Annotated in this window: 30 protein-coding genes and 1 riboswitch; of the genes, 1 reads left to right on the forward strand and 29 read right to left on the reverse strand. The window is 54.7% G+C overall.

Annotated elements, in window-relative coordinates:
* Positions 1–113 precede the first annotated feature (113 nt).
* From PVA01S_RS20310 to upp, 23 genes are all read right to left on the reverse strand, one after another.
* The gene (locus tag PVA01S_RS20310) at positions 114–1,631 is read right to left on the reverse strand and encodes an NADH-quinone oxidoreductase subunit N (protein ID WP_127609100.1); all 1,518 of its coding nucleotides are present in this window, start codon (positions 1,629–1,631) and stop codon (positions 114–116) included.
* A 4-nt stretch (positions 1,632–1,635) separates the two neighbouring features.
* Positions 1,636–3,261, reverse strand: a complete 1,626-nt coding sequence (locus PVA01S_RS20315; RefSeq protein ID WP_127609101.1) for a complex I subunit 4 family protein — start codon at positions 3,259–3,261, stop codon at positions 1,636–1,638.
* Positions 3,254–5,146, reverse strand: coding sequence for an NADH-quinone oxidoreductase subunit L (gene nuoL, locus PVA01S_RS20320; RefSeq protein ID WP_127609102.1), 1,893 nt, complete (start codon positions 5,144–5,146; stop codon positions 3,254–3,256). The genes PVA01S_RS20315 and nuoL overlap by 8 nt, the downstream gene beginning before the upstream one ends.
* Positions 5,147–5,190: 44 nt before the next feature.
* On the reverse strand, positions 5,191–5,508 hold the full coding sequence (gene nuoK / locus PVA01S_RS20325; protein WP_054796279.1) for an NADH-quinone oxidoreductase subunit NuoK: 318 nt from the start codon (positions 5,506–5,508) through the stop codon (positions 5,191–5,193).
* A 2-nt stretch (positions 5,509–5,510) separates the two neighbouring features.
* Complete coding sequence (locus PVA01S_RS20330) at positions 5,511–6,035, reverse strand: NADH-quinone oxidoreductase subunit J (protein ID WP_127609103.1); 525 nt, start codon at positions 6,033–6,035, stop codon at positions 5,511–5,513.
* Positions 6,036–6,479, reverse strand: coding sequence for an NADH-quinone oxidoreductase subunit NuoI (gene nuoI, locus PVA01S_RS20335; RefSeq protein WP_127609104.1), 444 nt, complete (start codon positions 6,477–6,479; stop codon positions 6,036–6,038).
* A gap of 43 nt (positions 6,480–6,522) precedes the next feature.
* Positions 6,523–7,530, reverse strand: coding sequence for an NADH-quinone oxidoreductase subunit NuoH (nuoH, locus tag PVA01S_RS20340; RefSeq protein ID WP_054799360.1), 1,008 nt, complete (start codon positions 7,528–7,530; stop codon positions 6,523–6,525).
* Positions 7,530–8,633, reverse strand: a complete 1,104-nt coding sequence (locus tag PVA01S_RS20345) for an NADH-quinone oxidoreductase subunit D (protein WP_127609105.1) — start codon at positions 8,631–8,633, stop codon at positions 7,530–7,532. Before PVA01S_RS20345 ends, nuoH begins: the two co-directional genes overlap by 1 nt.
* Before the next feature lie 6 nt (positions 8,634–8,639).
* Positions 8,640–9,533 (reverse strand): NADH-quinone oxidoreductase subunit C, encoded by an 894-nt coding sequence (locus PVA01S_RS20350; protein WP_127609106.1) that lies wholly within the window; start codon positions 9,531–9,533, stop codon positions 8,640–8,642.
* A complete protein-coding gene (locus tag PVA01S_RS20355) occupies positions 9,530–10,048 on the reverse strand; it encodes a NuoB/complex I 20 kDa subunit family protein (RefSeq protein WP_127609107.1) in 519 nt (172 codons plus the stop codon). The genes PVA01S_RS20350 and PVA01S_RS20355 overlap by 4 nt, the downstream gene beginning before the upstream one ends.
* The gene (locus PVA01S_RS20360) at positions 10,033–10,398 is read right to left on the reverse strand and encodes an NADH-quinone oxidoreductase subunit A (RefSeq protein ID WP_127609108.1); all 366 of its coding nucleotides are present in this window, start codon (positions 10,396–10,398) and stop codon (positions 10,033–10,035) included. The genes PVA01S_RS20355 and PVA01S_RS20360 overlap by 16 nt, the downstream gene beginning before the upstream one ends.
* Positions 10,399–10,788: 390 nt before the next feature.
* The gene (locus PVA01S_RS20365) at positions 10,789–11,196 is read right to left on the reverse strand and encodes a F0F1 ATP synthase subunit epsilon (protein ID WP_127609109.1); all 408 of its coding nucleotides are present in this window, start codon (positions 11,194–11,196) and stop codon (positions 10,789–10,791) included.
* A gap of 143 nt (positions 11,197–11,339) precedes the next feature.
* On the reverse strand, positions 11,340–12,746 hold the full coding sequence (atpD, locus tag PVA01S_RS20370; protein WP_127609110.1) for a F0F1 ATP synthase subunit beta: 1,407 nt from the start codon (positions 12,744–12,746) through the stop codon (positions 11,340–11,342).
* Between the two features lie 144 nt (positions 12,747–12,890).
* Positions 12,891–13,748, reverse strand: coding sequence for an ATP synthase F1 subunit gamma (gene atpG / locus PVA01S_RS20375; protein ID WP_127609111.1), 858 nt, complete (start codon positions 13,746–13,748; stop codon positions 12,891–12,893).
* 132 nt (positions 13,749–13,880) lie between these two features.
* A complete protein-coding gene (gene atpA, locus PVA01S_RS20380) occupies positions 13,881–15,395 on the reverse strand; it encodes a F0F1 ATP synthase subunit alpha (RefSeq protein ID WP_127609112.1) in 1,515 nt (504 codons plus the stop codon).
* A 16-nt stretch (positions 15,396–15,411) separates the two neighbouring features.
* On the reverse strand, positions 15,412–15,963 hold the full coding sequence (locus PVA01S_RS20385; RefSeq protein ID WP_054796276.1) for a F0F1 ATP synthase subunit delta: 552 nt from the start codon (positions 15,961–15,963) through the stop codon (positions 15,412–15,414).
* Positions 15,960–16,445, reverse strand: coding sequence for a F0F1 ATP synthase subunit B (gene atpF / locus PVA01S_RS20390; protein ID WP_127609113.1), 486 nt, complete (start codon positions 16,443–16,445; stop codon positions 15,960–15,962). The genes PVA01S_RS20385 and atpF overlap by 4 nt, the downstream gene beginning before the upstream one ends.
* A gap of 84 nt (positions 16,446–16,529) precedes the next feature.
* On the reverse strand, positions 16,530–16,745 hold the full coding sequence (gene atpE, locus PVA01S_RS20395; RefSeq protein ID WP_054796275.1) for a F0F1 ATP synthase subunit C: 216 nt from the start codon (positions 16,743–16,745) through the stop codon (positions 16,530–16,532).
* Between the two features lie 41 nt (positions 16,746–16,786).
* Complete coding sequence (gene atpB / locus PVA01S_RS20400) at positions 16,787–17,569, reverse strand: F0F1 ATP synthase subunit A (protein WP_054796274.1); 783 nt, start codon at positions 17,567–17,569, stop codon at positions 16,787–16,789.
* A gap of 33 nt (positions 17,570–17,602) precedes the next feature.
* A complete protein-coding gene (locus tag PVA01S_RS20405) occupies positions 17,603–17,962 on the reverse strand; it encodes an ATP synthase subunit I (protein ID WP_127609114.1) in 360 nt (119 codons plus the stop codon).
* 4 nt (positions 17,963–17,966) lie between these two features.
* Positions 17,967–18,197 carry an AtpZ/AtpI family protein gene (locus tag PVA01S_RS20410; RefSeq protein WP_127609115.1) on the reverse strand — a complete coding sequence of 77 codons (231 nt, stop codon included), beginning with the start codon at positions 18,195–18,197 and terminating at the stop codon, positions 17,967–17,969.
* Between the two features lie 280 nt (positions 18,198–18,477).
* Positions 18,478–19,620, reverse strand: coding sequence for a non-hydrolyzing UDP-N-acetylglucosamine 2-epimerase (gene wecB, locus PVA01S_RS20415; protein WP_054799355.1), 1,143 nt, complete (start codon positions 19,618–19,620; stop codon positions 18,478–18,480).
* 30 nt (positions 19,621–19,650) lie between these two features.
* Complete coding sequence (upp, locus tag PVA01S_RS20420; RefSeq protein ID WP_054796272.1) at positions 19,651–20,280, reverse strand: uracil phosphoribosyltransferase; 630 nt, start codon at positions 20,278–20,280, stop codon at positions 19,651–19,653.
* Between the two features lie 246 nt (positions 20,281–20,526).
* Here upp and PVA01S_RS20425 point away from each other — a divergent pair, with 246 nt between their 5' ends.
* Positions 20,527–21,291 carry a TrmB family transcriptional regulator gene (locus PVA01S_RS20425; RefSeq protein WP_054796271.1) on the forward strand — a complete coding sequence of 255 codons (765 nt, stop codon included), beginning with the start codon at positions 20,527–20,529 and terminating at the stop codon, positions 21,289–21,291.
* Between the two features lie 182 nt (positions 21,292–21,473).
* Here PVA01S_RS20425 and glyA read toward each other — a convergent pair whose 3' ends face one another.
* The 6 genes from glyA to PVA01S_RS20455 form a co-directional block, all read right to left on the reverse strand.
* Positions 21,474–22,721: a serine hydroxymethyltransferase gene (gene glyA / locus PVA01S_RS20430; protein WP_054796270.1), complete on the reverse strand. Its 1,248-nt coding sequence runs from the start codon at positions 22,719–22,721 to the stop codon at positions 21,474–21,476.
* Positions 22,722–22,774: 53 nt separating this feature from the next.
* Entirely contained in the window at positions 22,775–23,395 is a 621-nt protein-coding gene (locus PVA01S_RS20435) for a TIGR01440 family protein (protein ID WP_127609116.1), read from the reverse strand.
* 19 nt (positions 23,396–23,414) lie between these two features.
* Positions 23,415–23,873: a ribose 5-phosphate isomerase B gene (gene rpiB, locus PVA01S_RS20440; RefSeq protein WP_054796268.1), complete on the reverse strand. Its 459-nt coding sequence runs from the start codon at positions 23,871–23,873 to the stop codon at positions 23,415–23,417.
* A gap of 105 nt (positions 23,874–23,978) precedes the next feature.
* A riboswitch (ZMP/ZTP riboswitch) is annotated at positions 23,979–24,059 on the reverse strand.
* Between the two features lie 85 nt (positions 24,060–24,144).
* Positions 24,145–24,729, reverse strand: coding sequence for a low molecular weight protein arginine phosphatase (locus PVA01S_RS20445; protein WP_054796267.1), 585 nt, complete (start codon positions 24,727–24,729; stop codon positions 24,145–24,147).
* Between the two features lie 93 nt (positions 24,730–24,822).
* Positions 24,823–25,386: a manganese efflux pump MntP gene (locus tag PVA01S_RS20450; RefSeq protein ID WP_127609117.1), complete on the reverse strand. Its 564-nt coding sequence runs from the start codon at positions 25,384–25,386 to the stop codon at positions 24,823–24,825.
* An 84-nt stretch (positions 25,387–25,470) separates the two neighbouring features.
* Complete coding sequence (locus tag PVA01S_RS20455) at positions 25,471–26,529, reverse strand: L-threonylcarbamoyladenylate synthase (RefSeq protein ID WP_127609141.1); 1,059 nt, start codon at positions 26,527–26,529, stop codon at positions 25,471–25,473.
* Between the last annotated feature and the right edge of the window lie 35 nt (positions 26,530–26,564).

Here is a 26,564-nt window from a genome sequence, read left to right on the forward strand (position 1 = left end):
CCTCCGCTGCTCCTTTTTCATCCCGCATTCCTCCCTTCAAACGTACGGTAAAAAAGCCCGCAGTCCCGGAATCGATACGATCGTTCCGGAAGTGCGGGCTTAGCCCTGGGCTATTAACTAAACATAAACAAATCTTGCGTGAGCGTGAAAATCTGCTCGATGTAGGCCAGCACGCCTTGCGGGAACAGACCGAGCAGTACGCTGGCGGCCGCGCAGAGCCACATGGTGATGCTCAGCGGAAGCGCCGGCCGAATCGGTGCGGATGCGTCGTCGCTGCGCATGAACATTTGGCGGATGAGGCCGAAATAGTAGTAGAACGAAATGACGCTCGTCGCAATCAGGATCGCGCCCAGCCAGTAATGCTGCGTCTGCATCGCGCCCAGCAGGATGAACAGCTTCCCGAAGAAGCCGGCCGAGACCGGCAGTCCCGCGAGGGACAAGACGAGCAGCACGGTGGCGACCGCCATACCCGGAGCGCGATAGTACAGGCCGGCGAACCCTTTAAGATCTTCTTCTCCGGTCGAGCGCTCGATGATCATCAACACGGCGAACATCCCGATGTTCATGAACAGATACGCGATCAAGTAGTAAACAAATTCGGCAAAGTTAGAGAAATGCACGATCGAGAATTGAACCGCGATCGGCACAAGCAGGTAGCCCGAGTTAGCGATGCCTGAATAGGCGAGCAGGCGCTTCAAGTTCGTTTGGCGAAGCGCGACGAAGTTGCCGACGATCATCGCCGCAGCCGCCACCACCATCATCCCCAGCAGAAAGTCGCTGTGAATCGGCGTCCCCATGATGCCCGGCGAGGCGAAGACAGTATACATGACGCGGAACAAGATCGCGAATGCGGCCGCTTTCGAGACGACGGCCAGGAATGCGGTTACCGGGGTGAAAGACCCCTGATACACGTCCGGCGCCCACATATGGAACGGCGCTGCCGCTGCTTTAAAGCCGAAGCCCGCCAGCAGCAGGAAGAAGCTCAAGTAAATCATCGGCTGCAGCGTCTCTCCGCTCCGCTCCAGCACGCTGCTAATCTGCGGGATCACCGTCGAACCGGTCATTCCATAGAGGAACGACATGCCGTACAAGATGACCGCGGACGAAATGCCGCCCAGCACGATATATTTAAAGGCGGCTTCGTTAGTCAGCCAATTTTTCTTCCGCATCGCGACCAGGATGTAGGATGTGATGCTAAGCAGCTCAAGGCCGACGAACAGCGTAATCAATTCGCCGGACGAAGCCATGATCATACCGCCGATCGTGGCCGGCAGCAGCAGGTAATAGTATTCGCCGACATGCGGCACTTCCTCTTCCCGAACCGAGCCGATGCTCATGAACGTTACAAGTCCGGCGCCCACAAGCAGCACCAGCTTGATGATGCTGGCAAAATCATCGATCCGGTAGCTGTAGAGAAGCAGCTGCTTCGGTTCCGCCGGATTCAACTGATACAGGACGACGAATACGGCCGATATCGCAATGCTGATCAGCGACAACCAACCGAGCCACGTTCGGCCGGCTTGACGAGGCAGCAGCAAATCGAGCAGCGACAGAATGACGGCAGCGACGACAAGCGTCAGCTCCGGTGCCAGCAGACCGAGATCTTGGAGTTGAAGACGTATTGGTTCCACCGGTCTAACCCCCCATCTTCGTTACGCTGCGAATGAATTGATCGAAACCGACGACGGTTTGATGCAGCGGCTCGCTCAGTACGCTCGGGTAAATCCCGAGCACTACAATAAACGCCACGAGCGTAATCATTGGAATCGCCTCGATGAAACGTGCGTCCCGCATCGCAGGCAGCTCGGTCCGGGACGGACCGTAGGTGATGCCGAGCACCCCGCGCAGCACGTACACGGCGGCCAGAATGATGCCGAGCGCTCCGACAGCCGTCAAGATGGGGTGCGATTCAAACAGCCCTACAAAAGCAAGAAACTCGCTGATAAAGCCGGACAGCCCCGGCAGCCCGAGCGACGCCATACCCGATACAAGCAGGATGCCGGAGATGAACGGCACCGACTTCGCCAGTCCGCCGAGCTCATCCAGCTTCGTTGTACGGGTGCGCTCATAGATGCTGCCGACGATCAGGAACATCAACGCCGAGATCAAGCCGTGCGAAACGAGCTGGAAGATCGCGCCTTCCAATCCGATCGTGTTGAATGCGGAAATCCCGAGAAGCACGATGCCCATATGGCTAATACTCGAGTAGGCCAACACAAGCTTGAATTCCTTCTGCACGAAGGCGAGCACCGCGCCGTACAAAATATTGACGATTCCCAGCACGGCGAGCACGGTTCCCCAGGCCACCGCTTGATCCGGGAACAGCAGGATGCCGAAGCGGATTAAACCATACGCCCCCATTTTCAGCAAGAGGCCGGAGTGAATCATGACGATCGACGGGGGCGCCTCCGTATGTACCTTGAGCATCCAGGTATGGAACGGGAAGAGCGGCAGCTTGATGCCGAACGCCACGAGCAGCATGAGGAACAGCGCCCATTTCATCGTATCGCTTAAGAAAAATACGTTGCCTTCCAGATCGCTCTGATTGACATAAGAGTCGGCATTTTGAAACAAGTTTTCCGTGATTACGTTGAGATCGCCGGAGTAGTGAATCGTAACGCCGTTCTCCACCGCCGTTTGCGTGAAGCCAGCCGTACTGACCAAGATGAGAAAGGCGATGATCATAATCGCCGAGCCGAGGCCGTTATAGATGAGGAACTTGTTGGCCGCCCGTTCGCGGTCCATATATCCCCAAATTCCGATCAGGAAGAACATCGGCACCAGCGTCAATTCGAAGAAAGCGAAGAACAAGAACAGGTCTTGCGCCATGAATACGCCGAACATCCCCATCTCGAGCAGCAGAAACCAGATAAAGTACGACTTCCACCGCTTCTTGATGTATACGGAAGCCAGAGCGGCCATCGTGGAGACGAGCGCCGTCAGGAACACGAGCGGCAGCGACAGCCCGTCGACCGCGAGCGTGAACTTGAACTCCAGGAAGTAGGCCGACATTTGGCTTAAGCCCTGCGTCTCTCTATCGAGCGGGATTGAAATCCACGGCAGATCTTCTTTAAACTGCATGCCGCCCACATTCGAATTGAATTTCACATAGAGCCATGCAGACAAAATCAATGGAATAAGCGTGACGGCAATAGCCGTAATTTTGATCCATTGGCCCTGCGTCTTAGGCATGAACAGCAGGATCAGCACACCGATGAGCGGCGAGAACGTAATCAACGACAAAATCGGGAAATTATCCAAAGTTGATGAACCTCCTTCCCGCGATCACAAGCATCAGGACGAGCAAACCGAGCAACGTCGCAAGACCGTACGTTTGCACTTGCCCGTTCTGCAAGCGGGAACCGAGGCGGCCAAGACCCGTTACGGCATAAGTCGATAAGCGCACGACCCCATCCACCACGTATACGTCGAACAGATTCAGCACCTGTCCGATCGCCCCCAGCGGACGTACCCATACGGCTTGATACAGTTCGTCAATGTAATATTTGCGGTTCAGCAGCCTATACAGCCAAGGCGCCGAGGACACGAACGACGCTGAAGAAATCGATCGTTTCACGAACACCAGGTAACCGAAGCCGATGCCCAACAAGCCGACGACGTTAGATAAAATCATAACGAGCGCGGATGCATGCTCTTCTGCTTCATGACCGGTCAGCCACCCGCCTAACCACGGGTTAAACGGTGTGAACACGAAGCCCGCTGCGACGGCTAATACGGCGAGTACGATCAGCGGGAATGTCATCGTCCCCGGCGATTCGTGAACGTCATGACGGTGCGGGTTTCTCGATTTGCCGAAAAACACCAGGAAGAACAATCTCGACATATAGAATGCCGTGAAGAAGGCAGCCGCCAGCCCGACAATCAGCAATCCGTAATGTCCGGTGTTATACGCCTCCGTCAAGATCGCGTCCTTCGACCAGAAGCCGGACAACGGCACGATGCCGCTAAGCGCCAAAGCGCCGATGGCGAATGTCCAAGCCGTGATTTTCATTTTGCGGCCTACGCCGCCCATCTCGTGAATGTCCTGCGTATGCACGGCATGGATGACGTTGCCCGCTCCGAGGAACAACAGCGCTTTGAAGAAAGCATGCGTGAACAAGTGGAAAATCCCCGCCGTGTAAGCCGCCGCCGTTCCGATCCCAAGCGCCATCATCATGTACCCGAGCTGACTGACCGTCGAGTAAGCGAGGATACGTTTTATATCGTTCTGCGCGGTGCCGATCGTCGCCGCGAAAATCGCCGTAAACGCCCCGACCACCGCTACGACGGTAAGAGCCGCAGGCGCTGCCGTGAAAATATCGAAAGTACGCGCCACCAAGTAAACGCCGGCCGCTACCATCGTCGCGGCGTGAATGAGCGCACTGATCGGCGTAGGACCTTCCATCGCGTCCGGCAGCCACGTATGCAGCGGGAACTGCCCCGATTTCCCCATCGCACCGATAAAAATCAGAATGGCAATCCACGTCGCTATTTCCTCGGAAATTTTTCCGCTTGAGAAGGCGTTGCTGATCGAAGTGAAATCGAGCGCATGATCCGGCATCGCCCAGAACAGCAGCAGAATGCCAATGAATAATCCGACATCGCCGACGCGGGTAACGATGAACGCCTTCTTCGCCGCTGCGCGCGCTTCCGGCTTGAAATACCAGAAGCCGACAAGCAGGAAGGAACAAACGCCGACGAGTTCCCAAAATATGTAGAGCTGTACGAGATTCTCGGAAATGACGAGTCCCAGCATCGAAAACGTAAATAACGCGATATAGGCGAAGAACACGTTGATCCGTTCGTCGTCGTGCATGTAGCCTTTGGAATAAATATTGACGAGTAAGCTGACAAGCGTCACGATCACGAGCATGAGCGAATTGAGATTCGTCACCTCGAAACCCATCGTCAAGACGACGTCGCCGAGCTTAATCCATTGCAGCTTGTTCCACGTGTAACCTTCAAGGTGTCCCCCGATCCGTTCCATGAAGACCAGCACGGACAACACGAACGAAGCGAACACGGCTACAATGCTAATATAGGCGCCTACTTCCCGCAGCGAGCGTCCTGCCGCCGTTAAGATCAAAAACGACAGCAGCGGAAACAACGGGATGAGCCAGGCGTATTGCGAGTAAGCCGATATCATGAGCTTAAATCCTCCTCTACGCGTTTGCCGACGGCAAACCTGCGCTATCGCTTCAGCGAATCCATATCCCCAACATCCGTTGTTCCCTTATTGCGGTAGAGCGCAATCAAAATTGCGATGCCGACGGCCGCTTCGGCTGCGGCAACGGTAATGTTGAACAGCGAGAAAATTTGACCGGTCAAACTTGGCTGAGCCCCGAACTTGGAGAATGCGACCAAATTCAAGTTGACCGCATTAAGCATCAGCTCGATGGACAGCAAGACGATGACGGCATTTTTCTTGGACAACGCTCCGTAAAGCCCGATGCAAAACAAGATGGCCGCAAGCGTTAAATAAGGGGTGGCTAAGCCGCTGGCTCCCATGCTTAATCCTCCTCCCTCTTCGCCACGATGATCGCACCGATGAAGGCTACCGTCAGCAGCAGCGACATCAATTCAAACGGCAGAACGTGAAGGTTAAAGAGCAGCTTCCCGATTTCCATCGTATTGTCTTCCACCTTCGGGAACTCGCCGGTCGGCAGCTCCGTCCGTTGGATGACGTAGAAGATGATCCCGAACAACCCCGCAGCCCCGATGAACAACAGCCCGTTATGCCAAGGGCGCTTCGGCTCCTCTTCTTCGTTGTGGTGCTTGGTCATCATAATTCCGAAGATCATCAAAATCGAGATGGCCCCGGCGTAGATAAGAATTTGGACCACGGCCACAAATTCCGCCTGCAGCACGACGTACAAGCCGGCCAAGCTGACGAAGGTTAACGCGAGCGCCAATACCATGTGCACCACTTTCGTGTAGCTGAGCATGAAGATCGCTCCGCCGATGGCCAGCAGCGCACACACGAAGAACACCAGGTTTTCACCGCTGGATAAAAAAGTCACGACGTTGGATAGCATTTACTTCGCACCGCCCTTCGGCATCGCGGAGTTATTTTCTTTACGTATGTTCGAATTGTTATCGTTCAACCACTCCAGGTTTTTGAACAAATCGTCGCGGCTGTATGTGCTCAGCTCGAAGTTGTTCGTCATGACGATCGCTTCCGTCGGACAAACCTCGGTACACAGATCGCACAGGATGCAAATTTCAAAATTAATATCGTAGGTGTCGATGACCTTGCCTTTTTTCTCGGGGTCGGGATTCGGTTTACCTACCAGATTGATGCACTCGGTCGGACAAATGCGCGCACATTGATTGCAGACGATACATTTCTCCGGATCGAAGTGCTGGATGCCTCGAAACCGGTCCGGCATTTCGAGCGGGACGTCCGGATAGGCGTACGTGATTTTCTTCTGCGTCAAGCTCTTCAACGTTACGCCCAGGCCTTTTACAATGCCTTTCATTTCACATTCACCCTTTCGTCAATCAATACGGCAGCCGGTTTCGTCACATCGCAATCGCCATGTAAATTGCCGTCACAAAAATGTTCAGCAGCGCCAGCGGCAGCAGCACCCGCCATCCGAGACCCATCAGTTGATCCACCCGAACCCGCGGCAGCGTGCCCCGGATCCAGATGAGTACGAATACGATGAGTGAAAACTTCAGCAAGAACCAGACGATTCCCGGAATAAAATCGAGGAACGTGAACGGCGCATGCCATCCGCCCAGAAAGAGCGTCGTCGTCAGTCCGGAAATCGCAAACACATATACATACTCCGCCAGCATGAAAAAGGCGAACCGGAACCCGCTGTACTCAACATGGTAACCCGCAACAAGCTCAGATTCGGCCTCAGGCAAGTCAAAAGGCGTCCTGTTTAACTCGGAGACGGCTGCCACAACGAATACGGCGAACCCGACAATTTGCGGCAGGAAGTTCCAATGCCAGAAGCCGCCGGCTTGGCCTTCTACGATTCGATTCAAGTTCATGCTGCCAGTCATCATGATCACGCCGACGACGGAGATGACGAGCGGAATTTCGTAGCTGATCATCTGCGCGGCGGAACGCATGCCGCCAAGCAGCGCATATTTGTTGTTCGACGCCCAGCCCCCAAGCACGATGCCGATCGTGGAGATTCCCGACAGCGCCACGTAATACAGGACGCCGACGTTGAGATCGCTGCTGATCAGGGTGCTCGAATAAGGGATGACTGCCGTGACGACAAAGGCCGGAATAAACGTAATGATCGGCGCAAGGATGAACAACTCGCGGTCGGCCTTCCTCGGAATCGTGTCCTCTTTAATCAACAGCTTGAACACGTCCGCCACCGTTTGCAACAGACCGAGCGGGCCCGTACGGTTCGGTCCGATCCGCAGCTGCATCCATCCGAGGATTTTGCGTTCAAAGTAGATGGCGTAGGTCACGAAGCCGAGAATGACGAGAAGCAGCACGACGACCCATGCAAAGAAAATGGCCGCGTTCGTCCATGTTAAAGGCTGCTGCAATAAATCCGGCATTAACAATCGACCTCCCCGACGACGATATCAATGCCTCCGAGGATCGTAATCAAATTCGTCATCGTTTCCCCGACAAGCAGCTTAGGCAAAATTTGCAGATTGACAAACGACGGTCTGCGGAATTTTAAGCGGTATGGCTTATCTTTGCCCTTGGAAATAATGTAACAGCCGATCTCGCCGCGGGGCGATTCGATCGCCGAGTAAATTTCCCCTTCGGCCGGACGCAGGACACGAGGCACTTTGCCCATGATCTCACCGTCCTCCGGAAATTGCTCGACCGCCTGTTCCAAAATGCGGAGCGACTGGACGACTTCCTCCATTCGCAGGTTATAACGATCGAAGCAATCGCCGTTGGTCGATACCGGTATGTCGAACTCGAAGCGATCATAGATGCTGTAAGGCTGATCCTTCCGTAAGTCCCACTTCACCCCGGTGCAGCGCAAATTCGCGCCGCTTAGCCCGTAAGCGATCGCCGTCTCGGCATCATACTTGCCGACTCCTTTAATCCGGGCCAAGAAAATCTCGTTCCCGGTCACGAGATTATGATACTCATTCAGTTTATCACGCATATAGGGAATGAATTCCCGCACCTTCTGAATCCAGCCTTCCGGTGCATCCCATTTCACTCCGCCTACGCGCATATAGTTATAGGTTAAGCGGGCGCCGCAAAGCTCGTTAAATAGGTTGATGATAATTTCCCGATCGCGGAACGCGTACAGGAAAGGGCTCATGGCCCCGATATCGAGCAAGTACGTTCCCCACCAGACCAAATGGCTGGCGATACGCTGAAGCTCCATCACAATCAGCCTTAGAAACTCGGCGCGCTCCGGGATTTCAAGCCCCATCAATCGCTCCACCGCATTGACGAGTACATAATTGTTCGTCATGGCGGAAACGTAATCCATTCGGTCGGTGTAAGGAATGATTTGCGTATACGTCAGGTTCTCGGCCAGCTTCTCCGTACCACGGTGCAAATAGCCCATGACCGGAATCGCTTCCGTAATCATCTCGCCGTCCAGCTTGACGATAATTCGGAAAACGCCGTGCGTACTCGGATGCTGAGGCCCAACATTCAATAAAATTTCTTCGGTTCTAATGGCCAAGCTTCATTACACCTCCGGGTCGAGCGGCTCATAATCTTTTCGCAGCGGATAGCCAACCCAGTCGTCGGCCATCATGATACGTCGCAGGTCGGGATGACCCGGGAAATCGATTCCGAATAAATCGTAGGCTTCGCGCTCATTCCAATTCGCCGTCGGCCAAACGGGTGTCACGGACGGAATCGATGGCGTCTCCCGATTCGTCTTGATCTTCACGCAGTACTCCCGCTTCGTTTCCAGCGAGATCAGATGATACGCTACTTCCATATGAGTTTCCATATCAACGCCGGACAGGTTGCGCAAATAATTTAATTTTAATTCCATATGATTTTTCAACAGATGCGCGGCTTCCGGCCAAACCTCGCCTTTGAGCACCACATAAGGGAGATGACCGCCCTTTTCATTAATGAAAGCTTCCTCGACCACTTCACCGAAATTCTCTTTCAGGATCGCTACGAAACGATCGAGCAGCGGCTGATTCGGCGACGGTTCTTTGGGAGCATCCGGAGCCGCGGCTTCCGTCTTAGCCGCCCGTTCGCGGGCTCTAGCCGCTCTAGCCTCCGCAGCCGCCTTAGCCTTGGCTTCCTTCTCCTCATCCGTCGGGGCTGCCTTCTCCGCCTCCGGGGCGTCCCCTGCTTCGGCAGCTTTGGCCGCCCGTTCAGCCGCTCTAGCGGCTCTGGCTTCTGCAGCCGCTTTGATCTTCGCCTCTTTATCCGCATCGGTCGAGGCCGCCTTCTCCGCCTCGGCTTGTTCCGCTGCAGGTGGATTCGCACCCGCGTACCCGCCCGGCGGCTCGCCCGCTCCGCCCGTTTTGGTGATTTCGGCGCCCTCTACCTTTTGCGGTTCACCGCTCATACCGGTGCCGGCTGCTTCGGGTCGATCGCGCTTTTGGTCCTCACTCATCGATTGGTCACCTGCTTACCGGTTTTCGCCTCATAGCGTATTTTCTCCTGCAGCTTGTTGATCCCGTAGATCAGCGCGGCCGGATTCGGCGGACAGCCAGGGATATAGACGTCTACCGGAACGATCTGGTCGACGCCCTTTACCACAGCATACGATTTGACGTACGGACCGCCCGCCGTCGCACAGGAACCCATCGCGATCACCCATTTCGGCTCAGGCATTTGCTCGTATAACCGGCGCAGCAGCGGCGCCATCTTCTTCGTTACCGTACCGGCAACGATCATCACATCCGATTGCCGCGGAGACGTCCGGAAAATAACGCCGAATCGGTCCAAATCATAATGCGAGCCGCCTGTGCCCATCATCTCTATCGCACAACAGGCGAGCCCAAAGGTAAGCGGCCACAGCGAGTTGCTTCTCGCCCAGCCCTTGACCTGTTCCAAAGTGGTCATGAACACCGTGCGTTCCATTTCTTGACGCTCTTCCGGAGTAATTTTTTCTAAATTGAAGTCCATTGCAGCACCTTCTTCTTCCAGGCGTAAAGTAAACCTATGATGAGCAGCGCAACGAATATACACATCTCCACAAGCGCAAACAAGCCTAATTGCTTATATGCAACGGCCCAAGGATAAAGAAATGCAGTTTCCACATCAAAAATGACGAACATCAGAGCAAACAAATAGTAGCGGATGTTAAAGCGAACTTGCCCTTCTCCTACCGGTTCGTTACCGCTTTCATACGTTGTGTATTTTTCTTCAACCGGCTTGTGCGGCCTTAATAATCGACCAATTGTAAGCGCTGCAATCGGAAGCAACACGCCTAAGAAGAGAAAAATCGCTACGACCACGTAATTGTTCATGTACATCGTGAACGAACCGCCTCCCTATGTATCATTATGCCCTTATCCGGCTCTGCGGAAACCCGGCGTCGAACTTCCGCGCTACAGCCGATGACGACTGTCTTCTCATCGCAAGGGCTTCGATCAAAAGCTTTCTTATTATTTCCACAAAAATTGTTAATATGTGCCTTTCCAATTATATCAAATGGCTTTTGGGGTGTCTAACATTTTTGAGCAATTCCAACGGTTCTCAAACCGTTTAGACACACAACATATGTTATTCCCGCAATCTAAGATTCGTTATAAAAAAATGCGAAGCCTTCGTTTCTTACACACCGGGTAGTATTCCATCATCCCTATTTTCGGATTAAAGTGAAAAAGCGAGGGAACTGTCGTTCCCCCGCTTAGCTCACATTTTTATTTTTTTCCGGAAACGTCCAGCCGGTTAACAGCTCGCTGTAAAGCCAGCTCGGCGCGTTTGAAATCGAGATTTTCTTGCTTGGCGTCTTTCAAACGCTTCTCGGCGCGTTCCTTAGCGGCTTTCGCCCGGTCGACGTCGATTTGTCCCGGCAGCTCGGCGCTTTCCGCCAGTATAACCACCTTATCCTTGCGCACTTCCATAAAACCGCCGTTCACCGCGAGGATTTCGTCTTTCGACCCTTGCTTCTTTACGGTAATCGGTGCGATTTTGAGCGGAGTGACCAGCGGAATGTGATTCGGCAGAATACCAAGCTCTCCTTCGACTCCCTTTACGATAATCATGTTCACCTCTTCGGCGTACACTTTACGCTCAGGAGTTACGATTTCCAGCAGGAATGTGCTCACTTGGATTCCCCTCCTAAGGGTTTTCGTCAGAAAACCGCTTCGTAAGCAATAACTAAGGACATTCGGCAGAATGTCACCTCGTAAGCCTCATGTATACCTATGCCCGCCCCCAGACGGGAGTGGGCATAGGCACGATGTTTCAATTACAGTGTTTTTGCTTTTTCGACCGCGTCTTCGATCGTACCGACGTTATGGAACGCCGGCTCCGGAAGATGGTCGTATTGGCCGTCCAAGATTGCACGGAAGCTGCGGATCGTGTCTTTAACCGGAACGTATAAGCCCGGGATCCCGTTAAACGCCTCGGCCACGTGAAGCGGCTGAGACAAGAACAGGCGCAAGCGACGAGCGCGGTGTACGACCAATTTGTCCTCATCGGACAACTCGTCCATACCCAAGATCGCGATGATATCGAGAAGCTCTTTATAGCGCTGCAAAATTTGTTTTACGCCTTGCGATACCGCGTAGTGCTCTTCGCCAAGAATTTCCGGCGTCAAGATACGGGAAGAAGAAGCCAGCGGGTCAACGGCTGGGAAAATACCCGCTGCCGCGATGCTGCGCTCCAAGTTCGTCGTTGCATCCAAGTGGGCAAATGCCGTTGCCGGAGCCGGGTCGGTATAGTCGTCCGCCGGAACGTAGATCGCTTGGATGGAAGTAACAGAACCTTTTTTGGTCGAGGTGATCCGCTCTTGCAATTGACCCATCTCGGTTGCCAGCGTCGGCTGGTAACCTACCGCGGATGGCATACGGCCCAGCAAGGCCGAAACCTCGGAACCCGCTTGAGTAAAGCGGAAGATGTTGTCGATAAACAGAAGAACGTCACGGCCTTCCTCGTCACGGAAGTACTCCGCCATGGTCAAGCCGGACAAGGCTACGCGAAGACGCGCACCCGGCGGCTCGTTCATTTGGCCGAATACCATCGCCGTTTTCGAAATAACGCCGGATTCCTTCATCTCGTGGTAAAGGTCATTACCTTCACGAGTTCTCTCGCCTACGCCGGCGAATACGGAGATACCGCCGTGCTCTTGCGCGATGTTATGAATCAACTCTTGCATTGTTACGGTTTTACCTACACCGGCACCACCGAAGAGACCGATTTTACCACCCTTGGCATAAGGAGCCATCAGGTCGATAACTTTAATCCCCGTTTCCAGGATTTCGGCTTTCGTCGACAAATTGTCGAATGCAGGAGCCGATTTGTGGATCGGGCTCGTCAGTGTACGGTCTACGGTAGCATTTCCGTCGATCGGCTCACCCAGTACATTAAACACGCGGCCGAGCGTAGCCGGCCCTACAGGTACGGAAATCGCAGCGCCGGTATCGACAGCTTCCGCACCGCGAACCAATCCGTCCGTGGAAGACATCGCAACGCAGCGAACCATGTTGTCGCCAAGGTGAACAGCCGCTTCAACCGTCAGGCTAATGTCTTGCCCGCCGTTGTCTTGCGCTTTTGTTTCAATTCGAATTGCATTAAGAATCTCAGGGAGGTGCCCACGCTCGAACTCGATGTCGACGACCGGCCCTGTGATATTCACAACGCGCCCCTTGCTCATGTTTTCCCTCCTCCAGGTTTTTGCTGTAGCAAAAACCGCATCGTAAGCATTAACTCTGTTTTGCCTCAGCAAAACGACTTCGTAAGCATTTCTTGAACCTATTTCAAGCTTTGCCCAGCAAAGCCTTCGTCTTATTTACACCGCTTAACTGCTTGCGTTCGCGCCTGCGACGATCTCGGAAATCTCCTGCGTGATCGAAGCTTGACGCGCCCGGTTGTAAGCAAGCGTGTACGTGCTGATCATCTTCGTTGCGTTTTTGGTCGCGCTGTTCATAGCCGACATCCGCGCACCGAACTCACTTGCTTTTCCTTCCAGAACCGCACTGTAAATAAGCGTTTCAGCATACTTAGGAAGCAGAACTTCCAGTACGCCTTCCGGCGACGGTTCATACTCGTAACTGGCCGTCGTCGTTCCGGACACGTCATCCAAAGGCAGGAGACGCTTAATCGTCGGAATTTGGGTCATTGCGTTCTTGAACTGGTTATACACCAGGAACAACTGGTCGTATTCACCCTGCTCGAATTTCGCAACGGCTGCGTATGCGATCGACTTAATGTCCGCGAAGCTCGGCAAATCCGGAACTCCGGTGACTTCATCCGTGATCGGCATATTCCGTTTCTTGAAGAAGTCGCGACCTTTACGGCCGATGACGAAAATGGTGTATTCGTCCGTCGACTTGTGGTTCTCGCGAATTTCGGAGGCCACTTTACGCAATACGTTCGCATTATAACCACCGGCAAGCCCGCGGTCCGATGTGATGACCAGATAGCCGGTCTTTTTCACTTCACGGGTTTGCAGCATCGGGTGCTTCACACCCTTGGTGCCTGCAGCGATGCTTCCGACCACTTCCTTCAGCTTATCCGCGTAAGGTCGTGCGGATTCGGCCGATTGCTGCGCTCTTCTCAAGTTCGCAGCCGCCACCATTTCCATCGCCCGGGTGATTTGCTTCGTATTTTGTGTGGATTTGATTTGACGCTTAATCTCGCGCATTCCTTTTGCCATACTTGCTCACCTCTCTTTCGAGGCCCTTCCCGGCGAGGAAGAGGCACCTGGCGTTGTCGCCTTGGATGGTCATTCACCGGGAGGAGAAGCCTGCTGTAGAAAAGATTGATTCCAAGCTTGCCGTACTATCGTTTATGCCGAAGGAGCAAATCCTTTTTTGAATTGTTGGATCGCTTCCGACAATGCTTTTTCATTATCCGCAGTCAAGTCTTTCGTGTCGCGGATGCTGTTCAAAATTTCCGCACGGCTGGAATCGAGGAAAGAAAGGAATTCTTCTTCGAAACGACGTACGTCTTGAACCGGAATATCGTCCAGGTGGCCTTTAACAACCGTGTATAAGGACGCTACTTGTCTTTCGAGCGTCAACGGTTGGTTTACGCCTTGTTTCAAAATTTCCAGCGTACGAACACCACGGTTCAAGCGAGTTTGCGTCGCTTTATCGAGGTCCGATCCGAACTGAGCGAACGCCGCGAGCTCACGGTATTGAGCCAAGTCGACACGGAGTGTACCGGCAACTTTTTTCATCGCTTTCGTTTGAGCGGAACCCCCTACCCGGGAAACCGAGATACCGACGTTAACCGCCGGACGTTGGCCGGAGTAGAACAAGTCGGATTCAAGGAAGATCTGTCCGTCCGTGATCGAGATCACGTTCGTCGGAATGTAAGCGGAGACGTCGCCCGCTTGCGTTTCGATGAACGGCAGCGCGGTCAAGGAACCTCCGCCCAGCTCGTCGCTCAATTTCGCAGCGCGCTCCAGCAAACGGGAGTGCAAGTAGAACACGTCGCCTGGATATGCTTCCCGGCCCGGAGGACGGCGAAGCAGCAAGGACAGCTCACGGTAGGCAGCCGCTTGTTTAGTCAAGTCGTCGTATACGATCAGGACGTGCTCGCCTTTGTACATGAAGTATTCACCCATCGCGCAGCCCGCATAAGGAGCAAGCCACAGCATCGGGGATGGCTCGGAAGCCGAAGCCGTAACGACGATCGTGTAATCGAGAGCGCCTGCTTTACGCAATTGCTCGACAACGCCGACAACCGTCGATTGTTTTTGACCGATAGCAACGTAGATACATTTCACGCCGTTGCCTTTTTGGTTGATGATCGTATCGATCGCGATCGACGTTTTACCGGTTTGACGGTCCCCGATGATCAACTCGCGCTGACCGCGGCCGACAGGAATCATCGCGTCGATAGCTTTAATACCGGTTTGCATAGGCTCATGAACCGATTTACGGGCCATAACGCCTGGTGCCGGAGATTCAACCGGACGGAAAGTCGTCGTTTCGATTGGACCTCTGCCGTCAACCGGTTGACCAAGTGCGTTCACGACGCGGCCGAGAAGCGCCTCGCCTACCGGAACCTCCATGATCCTGCCGGTACGTTTCACCGGATCGCCTTCACGGATATCCGTGTAAGGTCCGAGAATAACGATACCGACGTTGCTTTCCTCAAGGTTAAAGGCATAGCCCAGAACCCCGTTGGAAAACTCGAGCAGCTCACCTGCCATGACGTTCTCCAAGCCGTGTGCGCGGGCGATACCGTCACCGACCTGAATGACTGTACCAACGTCAACGACTTGAATTTCCGATTTATAGTTCTCAATCTGTTGTTTAATCAATGTGCTGATTTCTTCAGGTTTGATACTCAACGATCCTCACCCCTATCTACAGTGCTTGAGATTGATTCAAGGTTCTTTCCAAACGCTTGAGCTTGCCGGACAAGCTGCCGTCGTACAGACGGTCGCCGACGCGGATTTGAAGGCCGCCTAGCAAGCTTTTATCAATAACCGATTCCACGCGGATTTGTTTGCTTGTCAATGTGGAAAATGTGCTGGCTACTTGCTGAAGTTCCTGCTCGGATAAAGCAACCGGCGTATAAACGATCGCGCGCGCTTGTCCCAGCGATTCATTCGCAATGGCCGAATAATAATCGACCAAGGCTTCGAGCAGCTCCTCACGGCCTTTGTCGACAAGAAGCATAAGCGTGTTCAAAACCGTCTCCGACAATTGAGCGCCGAATACTTGTTGAAGGATCTCGTTCTTGGCCGAAGCGGCAAGCCCCGGATGAACGATCAGCTTGTAGAAGTCTTCATTGCTGCGCAGAGCCGAAACAACAGCCTGCAGCTCTTCTTCAATTGGACTGATGCGATTTTGGTCGCGGGCGATTTCGAACAAGGCCTTTGCATACCTTTTGGCTACAACAGTATCCTTGCTCATTGCTTGCCCCCTACTTCTTTCAGATAGTGTTCAACCAGCTCTTCTTGCGATTTCTCATCGATTTGCTTCTCAATAATTTTGGAAGCGATGAGAACGGACATCGCGCTGACTTCATTTCTCAAAGAAGCAACAGCTTTATTTTTCTCCGTCTCGATATCACGGACAGCCTCTTCTTTCAAACGAACCGCTTCCTCTTTCGCTTGATCGATAATGTCCTGACTTTGTTTATTGCTCATCGCGCGGGCTTGCTCCAGAATAGTCTGGGCTTCCTTACGCACGTTCTGCATAGCTTCTTTTTGCTCCGCAAGCAAGCTTTCGGCCGCTTTGCGGTCTTGCTCCGTTTTCGAAATTTGCTCAGCGACGATGCGTCTGCGCTCTTCCATAATCCCGAACAAAGGTCCGAAGGCGTACTTATTGAGGAGCCAGTAGAGCACCACAAATGCTATGATCGCAAACACGAACGATTCCCAATGCCAACTCATCTATGCCACTCCTTTCAGTCATTTTAGGCAAAACGAAGGCGTGGATGGCTCAGGCCTTCCGCGCCAAACCTAATCGTCATGGAATTAAGCACCGAAGAAGATCAGGAATCCGAGTACGACGCCGATGATCGGAACAACCTCTACGATACCGACCCCGATAAACATCGTTGTTTGCAACGTACCGCGCAATTCAGGCTGACGGGAGATCCCTTCAACTGTTTTGCTTACGATCATACCGTTACCGATACCTGCGCCAAGTGCACCCAAACCGATTGCTAATGCTGCTGCCAAAAATTCCATTTTAAAATCCTCCTCAATAATTTTGTTTTTATAGTTTCATGCTAGTGGCTATCGTGACTCTCGTCGTGAACGGTAGCCTGCGAAATGTAAACCATGGTGAGAATAGTGAACAGGAACGCTTGAATGGCTCCGACGAAAATACTGAAGCCTTGCCATGCCATCAAGAGCGGCGTTCCGGCAATACCTGCCATCAAAATCGTGGCAATCAACACCTCGCCCGCAAAAATGTTCGCGTACAAACGCAAACCGAGCGTAAGGGGCTTGGAAATCTCTTTGATAACGTTAAGCGGGAAGAAGAACCAGAACGGCTCGAAATAGTGTTTCAGGTAATGCTTGGTGTTCTGTTTCAATCCCAAATAATGAATCAGGAAGAACACGATGATCGCCAAGCCGAAGGTAACGGAGACATCCGCTGTAGGTGACTTCCACCAAGCCAGTTCGTATCCGTGCCCGCCATGCGCATTATGAATCATTTCCTCTGTAATGATCGGATAGCCTAGAAAAGATAATGGCTCCGTATAAGAGAAAACAAGACCGAACGGCAGTCCAAGCAGGTTGGATACAAATATGAACATAATGATCGTCATCCCAAGCGCAACGTAAGGCTTCACTCGGTTTAAAGGCATCGTGCTCGCTATAATGCCATGCACGAATTCAATGACCCATTCCATGAAATTTTGCATTTTGGACGGATTTGTTACGGATAAATTTCTCACAGACAAACGCGCCAAGATGAACACAATCAAGCAGGAGACGATAATCCCCAGAAACGTGGAGAGGTCGATATTTAACCCGCCAATTTGCCACACCGGAAAATGATGCATCTGATATTTTCCTCCTTTCCAAGAATTTCATGATTATTTTTTAATAAAAAGATAACCCATCAGGAGTGTTGCCAATTGGACCGAAAATAATCCAGCGATGGTGAATACGAGATTGAACTGCGGGTATTTCACGGCGATCATGACGGCCAGAAGAGCTACGCACATCCGGGAAAGCGTCCCGAGGTTCACGCGCTTTCTTCCTTCCTGCTGGGTGAGCTTGGACAACGTTTCGATCTTCAGGATCAGCAGCCAGGCGTTAGTCAGGCTGGCCAATGTTCCGAGGATGAATCCGGAAGCGTACGTCCGGTACGCAGGCAAAAAGGCCCAGACAAGCAGCAGGGCGGAAATCATGAATAAGGCGATGCGGGCGATTACTTTCAACTGGTCCTTCATGTCTCTACGGCTTATCCTCCAGAAACTTTTTCACAACCAGTATGGACGTCAGGATTCCAACCGCGAACCCGACCAGCACCCCGCCGATAACCCAAGCTTTCAGACTGCCTAGATGTGTTCCGGTCCAGCTCCCAACCCAATAACCGGCTGCCGTACAAAAAACAACATCAACTCCCAGAGCGCTGACGAGCGCAGCGGCACGCCATGGATTGTCATTGGAATTTTGCCGTTTCATAACCCTTCCTTTTGGACGTGCGCCGGAAAAGACTCCTGCCTGCGGCCGTCCCATAGGATTGCAACCGTTCACACAGCTACACACTGAGCCGGTTGGTCGATCGACTCGTAACTCTAACCCAAATCCTAGTTTATTTTATCTAAGTAAAGTGATCTTTGTCAATTGGACAAGTTTGCTTATCATCTATGACATAAATCACAAAAAGCCCGATAGAACAAGGGTTTTCGGCATTTCAAACCAAACAGTGCAACTGTATGCTGTATCGTTTGTCATCAGATTGTCACGGTTGGAAAGTTTGCGGCCTTTCAGAGCGCTGTCCGAAGTGATATAAAATCGCTTCGACGATGCGTCCGGACGCTTTGCCGTCGCCATACGGATTCGCCGAACGGCTCATGCGATCGTACAGGTCCGCATTGCTCAGCAGTGCTTTAGTCCGTTCGTACACGTTCGTCTCATCCGTACCGACCAGCTCGAGCGTTCCCGCCTCGATGCCCTCCGGACGCTCGGTCGTCTCCCGCAGCACAAGGACAGGCACGCCGAAAGAAGGCGCTTCTTCCTGTAAGCCGCCGGAGTCCGTCAAGATCAGATGCGCGTGCGGATAAAAATTGTGGAACTCGAACACGTCGAGCGGTTCAATCAGTTTGATCCGGTCATGACCGCTGAGCAGCTCGTAGGCCGGTTCCTTCACGGCCGGGCTCGGATGCACCGGATATACGATCGCGATGTCGTCGAACTCGTCGGCGATGCGCCTTATTGCGCGGAACACCTGACGGTGCGGCTCTCCCTGCGATTCCCGGCGATGCGCCGTCATCAGCACAAGACGCTTGCCGGCCGCCCAATCGAGCACAGGATGCGCAAATTGTTCCCGCACCGTGTATTGGAACACGTCCGTCACCGTGTTTCCGGTAATATGAATCCGATCCTCCGGCTTGTTCTCCTTCCGCAAGTTGCCCGCAGACCAGCCGGTCGGCGCAAAGTGCAGATCGGCCAGCACGCCGGTCAACTGCCGGTTCATTTCCTCCGGATAAGGAGACAGCTTGTTCCAGGTACGCAGACCTGCTTCCACGTGGCCGACTTGAATTTGATGCAGGAACGCCGCATAACTCGCAAGGAAGGTGGTCAGCGTATCGCCGTGAACGAGAATCATATCGGGCTTCTCTTGCTTGAACACCGGATCAAGCCCTTGCAGCACCCGGATTGTAATCTCGTTCAATGTCTGACGATCCTTCATGACATCCAGATCGTAGTTCGGTTTAATATTGAAAATGTCGAGCACCTGGTCAAGCATTTGCCGATGCTGCGCTGTTACGCAAACAAGCGACTCGATCTGCTCCGAATGCTTCTCCAGCTCCTTCACCAGCGGAGCCATCTTAATCGCTTCGGGTCTAGTCCCGAAAATCGTAATGATTTTCGTCTTTTTCATGGATACGGCTTCCCCTTTCCCCACCGAAAATTATTTCGTGCCGAATAAACGGTCCCCGGCATCCCCTAAACCGGGCACGATATACCCGTGATCATTCAAATAATCGTCAATGGCCGCCACATAGAGGTCGACATCGGGATGCGCTTGCTGCACGGCTTGAACGCCCTCCGGCGCGGCAATCAGGCACATCAGCTTTATCTGGGTGCAGCCCCGGTTCTTGAGCGCCGTCAGCGCCGCATTGGCCGATCCCCCCGTAGCGAGCATCGGGTCGATCACGATAAGCTCCCGCTCCTGAACGTCGGTCGGCAGCTTCGCGTAATATTCGACCGGCTCGAGTGTATCCGGGTCGCGATACAAACCGATATGCCCGACTTTCGCAGCCGGCACAAGCTTCAGGATGCCATCCACCATGCCGAGTCCGGCACGCAGGATAGGAATCAATCCCAGCATCCGCCCGGAGATGACACGGCCCTCTGCCGTAGTCACTGGCGTACGCACCTCAACCTTTTCAAGCGGAATATCTCTCGTTATCTCATAAGCCATCAAAGTCGCCACTTCGTCTACAAGCTCTCGAAAATCTTTCGTCGTTGTGTTCTCATCCCGAATATACGTTAATTTGTGCTGAATGAGCGGATGATCGCAAACGAATACTTTTCCCATGCCTAAGCTTCCCCCTAAAACGCTAAAAATGCGCGACAAACCGCTTTTTATAAGCTTTTTTCGCCAAATCTCGTCTATTATACCACAAGTGCATGAACTTATCCCAACTGTCGTAAAAAATATACATTTGCCCCGAATTTGATCCACGTGGAACAGTTGTACGTGTTGGTTTGCCCGCTTGACGACAGCTTCCCGAATAGGCAGTATTATGACATACCACCCAAGTATTAGGAAGCAGGTGTCCCTATGGAATTATTGAAAAAGATCGGCTTGTCCGATTTGGAATCCCGCTGCTATTTGACGCTTCATGAACAATCGAAGCTATCCGGCTATGAAGTGGCGAAACGCGTGTCGGTCTCCCGTACGAACGTGTATGCGGCTTTGCGTTCTTTAATTGACAAAGGAGCATGCCGCATGATCGAAGGGGACCCGGTCCGGTACGACGCCGTACCAATCCAGCAGCTGGTCGGTCATCTGCGGCTGGAGTTCGAGCAAGCGGCAGACAGCTTGGTTCATCAGCTGCGGACTCCGCCGAGAACGGCCCCGTCCTTCTACAATTGGGAAGGCGGAGACGCGCTGGAGCAAGCGGCGCGAAGAATGACGGCCAACGCCCGGGCCTCCGTCATCGTCGAAATCGGGTCCGAAGACTTGCCGCGCCTGGAAGATGCGCTCGTCTACGCCGAGAACAAAGGCGTTCGCGTCATCTTGATGTCGTTCGGCGAGGTGAATACCCGCCTGAAGCATGTGCTCGTCCATAGGCGGTTCGATGAGCCTGCATCCGAGCAGCCGCGTAAATTTACCATGTTGTTCGACCATCGGTACGCGCTGCTCGGAAGCTTCGGAGGACCGATGAAGCCGAGTGCGCTTGAGACCGATCACCCCGCCGTCGTTGAAACGCTGACGAACGCCTATCACCACAACGTGCTGATGCTGAGAATCGAGGCCGACTTCGGTCCTCAGCTCGCAGCCAAATACGGCGACAATTATAAGAAGCTGGAGGCCGGTTCGTAAAGAGAGGCGCTGCAAGTGTGCGTATAGTTCCACTGGTTGCCGGGAGAAGCCGAGAACTACGCCAGAGCAGGCATCCGATTCCCGCTGCGGCATAAATGGCAAAAAATAAAGACCGAAGCTCGCGGACAGACGAGAATCGGTCTTTATTGGGCAGGCCGGATAACGGCCCCGTTCGTATTCGCTTAGTAGCTCAAGCCCGGATACAGCGGGAATTGGGCTGTCAAATCCTTCACCATGCCGCGAACTCGGTCGTGTACGGCGGCGTCGGTTGGGTTTTTCAAAGTCAATGCGATAATCTTCGCGATCGTCTTCATCGCTTCTTGATCCATGCCGCGGGAAGTCGCCGCCGGCGTACCGATGCGGATACCGCTGGTGACGAACGGGCTGGTCGGGTCGAACGGAATCGCGTTCTTGTTGCATGTCACGCCGACTTCGTCGAGCAGGTGCTCGGCGTCTTTACCCGAGATGTTCAAGCTGCGCAGGTCGATCAGCATCAAGTGATTGTCCGTACCGCCGGACACGAGGTTGATGCCTTCGGCAAGCAAGCCTTCAGACAACACTTTGGCGTTGTTCACGACGTTCTGCGCGTAAGTCGTGAATTCCGGCTGCAGCGCTTCGCCGAGCGCTACCGCTTTCGACGCGATGACGTGCATCAAAGGACCGCCTTGCGTGCCCGGGAACACAGCCTTATCGATCGCCGCCGCCCACGGCTTGCGGCACAGAATCAAGCCGCCACGAGGACCGCGGAGCGTCTTGTGCGTCGTCGTCGTCACGAAGTGCGCATGCGGCACCGGATTCGGGTGCAGGCCTGCCGCCACGAGACCGGCAATGTGCGCCATGTCAACCATGAACAGCGCGCCTACATCGTTCGCGATTTGCGCAAGCACTTCAAAGTCGATCGTACGCGGATACGCGCTGGCGCCCGCTACGATCAGACGAGGCTTATGTTTGAACGCCGCTTTGCGGACGTCGTCGTAGTCAATGCGGGAATCTTTCTCCGAAACGCCATACGCCACGAAGTTATACAAAATGCCGGAGGCATTCACCGGGCTGCCGTGCGTCAAGTGACCGCCATGCGCAAGGTTCATGCCGAGAACCGTGTCGCCGGGTTGAAGAGCCGCCAGGTATACGGCCATGTTGGCTTGCGCGCCGGAGTGCGGCTGGACGTTAGCGTGCTCGGCGCCGAACAGCTCTTTCGCGCGGTCGCGGGCGATATCTTCAACGATATCGACGTACTCGCAGCCGCCGTAGTACCGCTTGTTCGGGTAGCCTTCCGCATATTTGTTCGTCAATACGGTACCCATCGCTTCCAGCACCGCTTGGCTCACGAAGTTCTCGGAAGCGATCAGCTCGATTTTATCGCGCTGACGGCCGAGCTCCAGATTCATTGCTTCGACGATTTTCGGATCTTGTTTACGTAAAAAGTCCATGATAAGGTTCCTCCCGTTGATGTCAGATATAAATTCAGAGTCGTTTCTCAACTTTATTCGCAGGTTTCATTCGCAGGCTGCTGCATATCCGCCGCATACACCGCTCTGGCGCCCCCGATCAGCTTCGGACGGGTGAACGCCGCCTGCACGAACGCTTCGCCGATCCGCCGCACCGACGGCTTGAACGGAACCGCCACCCGCTTCAGGTGCATCCCGATCAATGTCCCGCCGATATCGAGGCCCGCGTGCGCCTGCACCGTCTCGACGACCACGGCAGACCGTAAATGCCGATAAGCATAAGCAGCCATCGACCCGCCGGCTTTCGGCACCGGCACGACGCTTACCTGCTCGAAGCCGTACCGCTCCATCGCCTCGCGCTCCAAGACGAGCGCCCGGTTCAAATGCTCGCAGCACTGATACACCGGATAAAACCCGGCGTCCGCCCGCACGGCTTCCACCGCCTCGTACAACTGTCGGGCCACCGCTTCGCTCCCCGACGTTCCGATATGCCGTCCGAGCACCTCGCTCGTGCTTGTCCCGATAACCAAGAGCCGTCCGGGCTCGAGGTGTCCTGCCGCGGCAAGCTCGCGCAGGATCGTCTCCGCTTGCGAGCGGACCATCGTCAGATCCGGAGCAACCGCGGAAGCATCTTGTCCGATATTGGGAATGTTCATGTCGCGCCCCTCTCTCCGGTTACGGATGCAGCGCGTATTTATCTTCAAGCGCCTTCACTTTGCCGACGCGGTTCTTATGACGTTCTCCATTGGAAAATTCGGTTTCCAGCCAAATTTTCACAATCTCTAGGGCAACCCCCGGGCCGATCACGCGTTCGCCCATTGCTAACACGTTGGAATCGTTATGCTCCCGCGTCGCTTTCGCCGAGAACAAATCATGTACAAGCGCACAGCGGATGCCGGGCACCTTATTCGCCGCAATGGTCATCCCGATGCCGGTGCCGCAGATCAGAATCCCTCTGTCCGCTTTCCCCGACACCACGTCGTCGCAGACCGGAATCGCATAATCGGGATAATCGACAGAATCGGAACAATCGCAGCCGTAGTCGATGACCTCGTGACCCAATTGTTCAATGAACGGCTTGATCACATCCTTCAACCGATACCCGCCGTGATCCGCACCCATTGCAATTTTCATCTCTCTCGCCCTCCTCGCTATTGTCCATTTCATTATAACTCAAAACGCGACGGCAAAAAAACGAAAAAAGAGCATGACACAACGCGAGATATCCCGCGTGATGCTGCTCTTTGCCCAGGCGACCGGCCGTATATCCCGATGCTCCACCGTGGTTGAATCCACTTGTCGCCAGTTACACCGGGTCTGATGTTGTTACAATTATCATAGCCCATTCCGCGATGGCTGTAAAGCCTAACTTGTTACGGCTTCGAATCGTAGAGCGGACCGGCGGTTAGCGGTTCGCCCGCAGCTTCGCCGCCAGCTTGATTAAGCATTCCTCTATCTCTTGGGCTGCGCTCTGATACATCCGAAGCGAGCCGCCATACGGGTCAGCGATGTCGTGCGAAGGCACCTCTTGCTGCAGTTCCTCGATACGGCGGCGCTCCTCGTCGGTCACCGGCTCGGACAACGCCTGCTTCAGCTGAACCTCTGTCAGCAGCGTTTCGATTTCCGCGATTTTGACCGCTGCTCCCGCGTCATCCTGCACATATTCTTTCAGCGTATACACCTTATCGACCGCTTCCGGGTACAGCTGGATCGTATGTCTTTTATGGCTGGAGGTCATCGTTAACACCAAATCGGCCCAATCGACCAGCGATTGTGACAGAAGCGTCGATTCCGACGGCCCGCTGCTGCCCTTCATGGAAAGCACGGATGCGGCATGATCGGAGATCGGCGTTCCCGGGTACGCCGACACGCCGGCCGAGCGAACCTCGATGTCGGACAACCCCGCTTCCGCCAATATGCTGCGCATGATCCCCTCCGCCATCGGACTGCGGCACGTATTGCCTGTACATACGAACAAAATCCGGTTCATCTTCTCTCCCCGCTTTCTTCATCCATTATGATAAGAATGGTCCTGCCTTTCTTAGTTTACCTCAAAATCGCCCAATTATGGATAACTAGGCGCTTAGAACAAAAAATGAATGCCAAAGGCGAGCAAGATGACGCCGCCCAGCGCCTCGCCGTATTCGCCTGTCCACTCGCCTACGCGCCGGCCGAGCAGCAATCCGGCGATCGACATGAGACCGCCGGCGGCGCCGAACATCAGCACCGTCATCATCACGTCTCCGGCAAACATCCCCAGCGACACGCCCACGGAGAACGAATCGATGCTAACGCTGAAGGCGAACAGCATCAATCCCCAAAAGTTCCGGTGGTTGTGGCCCCGCGTTTCATTCGACTGCAGCGCGCTGTACACCATATGTGCGCCAAGGAGCACCAGCAGGAGACCGCCGCCTACCGTCGCCACTTTCCCGAGCAGCACGCTCAAGTAACCGCCTGTCCACATGCCGGCCAGCGGCATGACCATATGAAAGAGCGCGGTCACGACACTGATTTTCAATACATCCAGCTTGCGGATGCCTCTCATCCCAATGCCGAGGCCAAGCGATAGCGCATCCAATCCGAGGGCCAGCGCCAGTAAGCCGGTGGACACGAGTTGTCCCCAATACAGCGGTGCTGCCAAATCCATGCCTTCTACCTCCCTGTCCCACTCCTAACCAACCTATGCGGGACAAGGGGGAAACATGTCTTCCTGCAGGAAGCATCATGATCCTTACACTTGTAAAATGCGGCCGCTTGCGGCTTTACGCAGGCGGTTCATGACTGCGGCGCCAATCCCTTCCTCGGGACAAGCCTCCGCCACGATGAACGTGGCGTCCGCCTCGTCGAACGAACGGAGCGCCGCGTACAGCTCCCGCCCGACCGACGCCAGGTCGGAGAGGCGGCCGCACACGGCCGCATGGTCGGCCTGCACGGCATCCGCGTGCTCGGCGAAGACGAGCGCGCCCGTGCGTTCGCCGCGAGCGCGCGCCGCCTCCAGCTCGCGCCGCATGCGCGCGAGCACCTGCTGCCGATCGGCGCCCTGCACGATCGTGAGCTGTCCACGCGGCGCGTAGTGGGCATATTTCATGCCCGGCGCCCGCGGCGTCTCTTGGGCGGTGGGCGCCTCCACCGCCTCCACGAGGCGCACGCCCGCAGGCAGCGCGCGGCGAAGCTCGCCGGCGGTGACGCCGCCCGGACGCAGTACGTGCAGCGCGTCGCCCGCCAGCTCGACGACGGTGGACTCAAGGCCGACGCCTGCGGTGCCGCCGTCCACGACGCCGTCGATGCGCCCGTCCAAGTCGCGCAGCACGTGCGCCGCTTGCGTCGGACTCGGGCGCCCGGAGCGGTTCGCGCTCGGCGCGGCGACCGGGCAGCCGGCGGCGGCGATGAGCGCAAGCGCGACCGGATGGTCGGGCATGCGCACGCCCACGCTGGACAGCCCGGCGGTGACGAGCGGCGACAGCACGCCCGGGCGTGCCGGCAGCACGATCGTGAGCGGCCCCGGCCAGAACGCGTCCATCAACCGCAAAACGGCCTCCTCCGGCGGAGCGGTCAGCTCGGCCAGTTGAGACCTGTCGGCGATATGCACAATCAGCGGATTGTCAGACGGTCGGCCCTTGGCGGCAAAGATAGCGGACACGGCCTCCGTATTGCGCGCATCCGCACCGAGCCCGTAGACCGTTTCCGTCGGAAACGCCACCGTTCGCCCGGTCCGCAGCCAGGACGCCGCTTCCTGCAGCGCCTGCGCGGCCGGCTGCGCCGCATCCGTCTTCCATATCTTCGTCTCCATCATCGAATTCCATCCTCCCGATGTAACCTGCACCC

Source organism: Paenibacillus validus NBRC 15382, assembly GCF_004000985.1.
Taxonomy (GTDB): Bacteria; Bacillota; Bacilli; order Paenibacillales; family NBRC-103111; genus Paenibacillus_G; species Paenibacillus_G validus.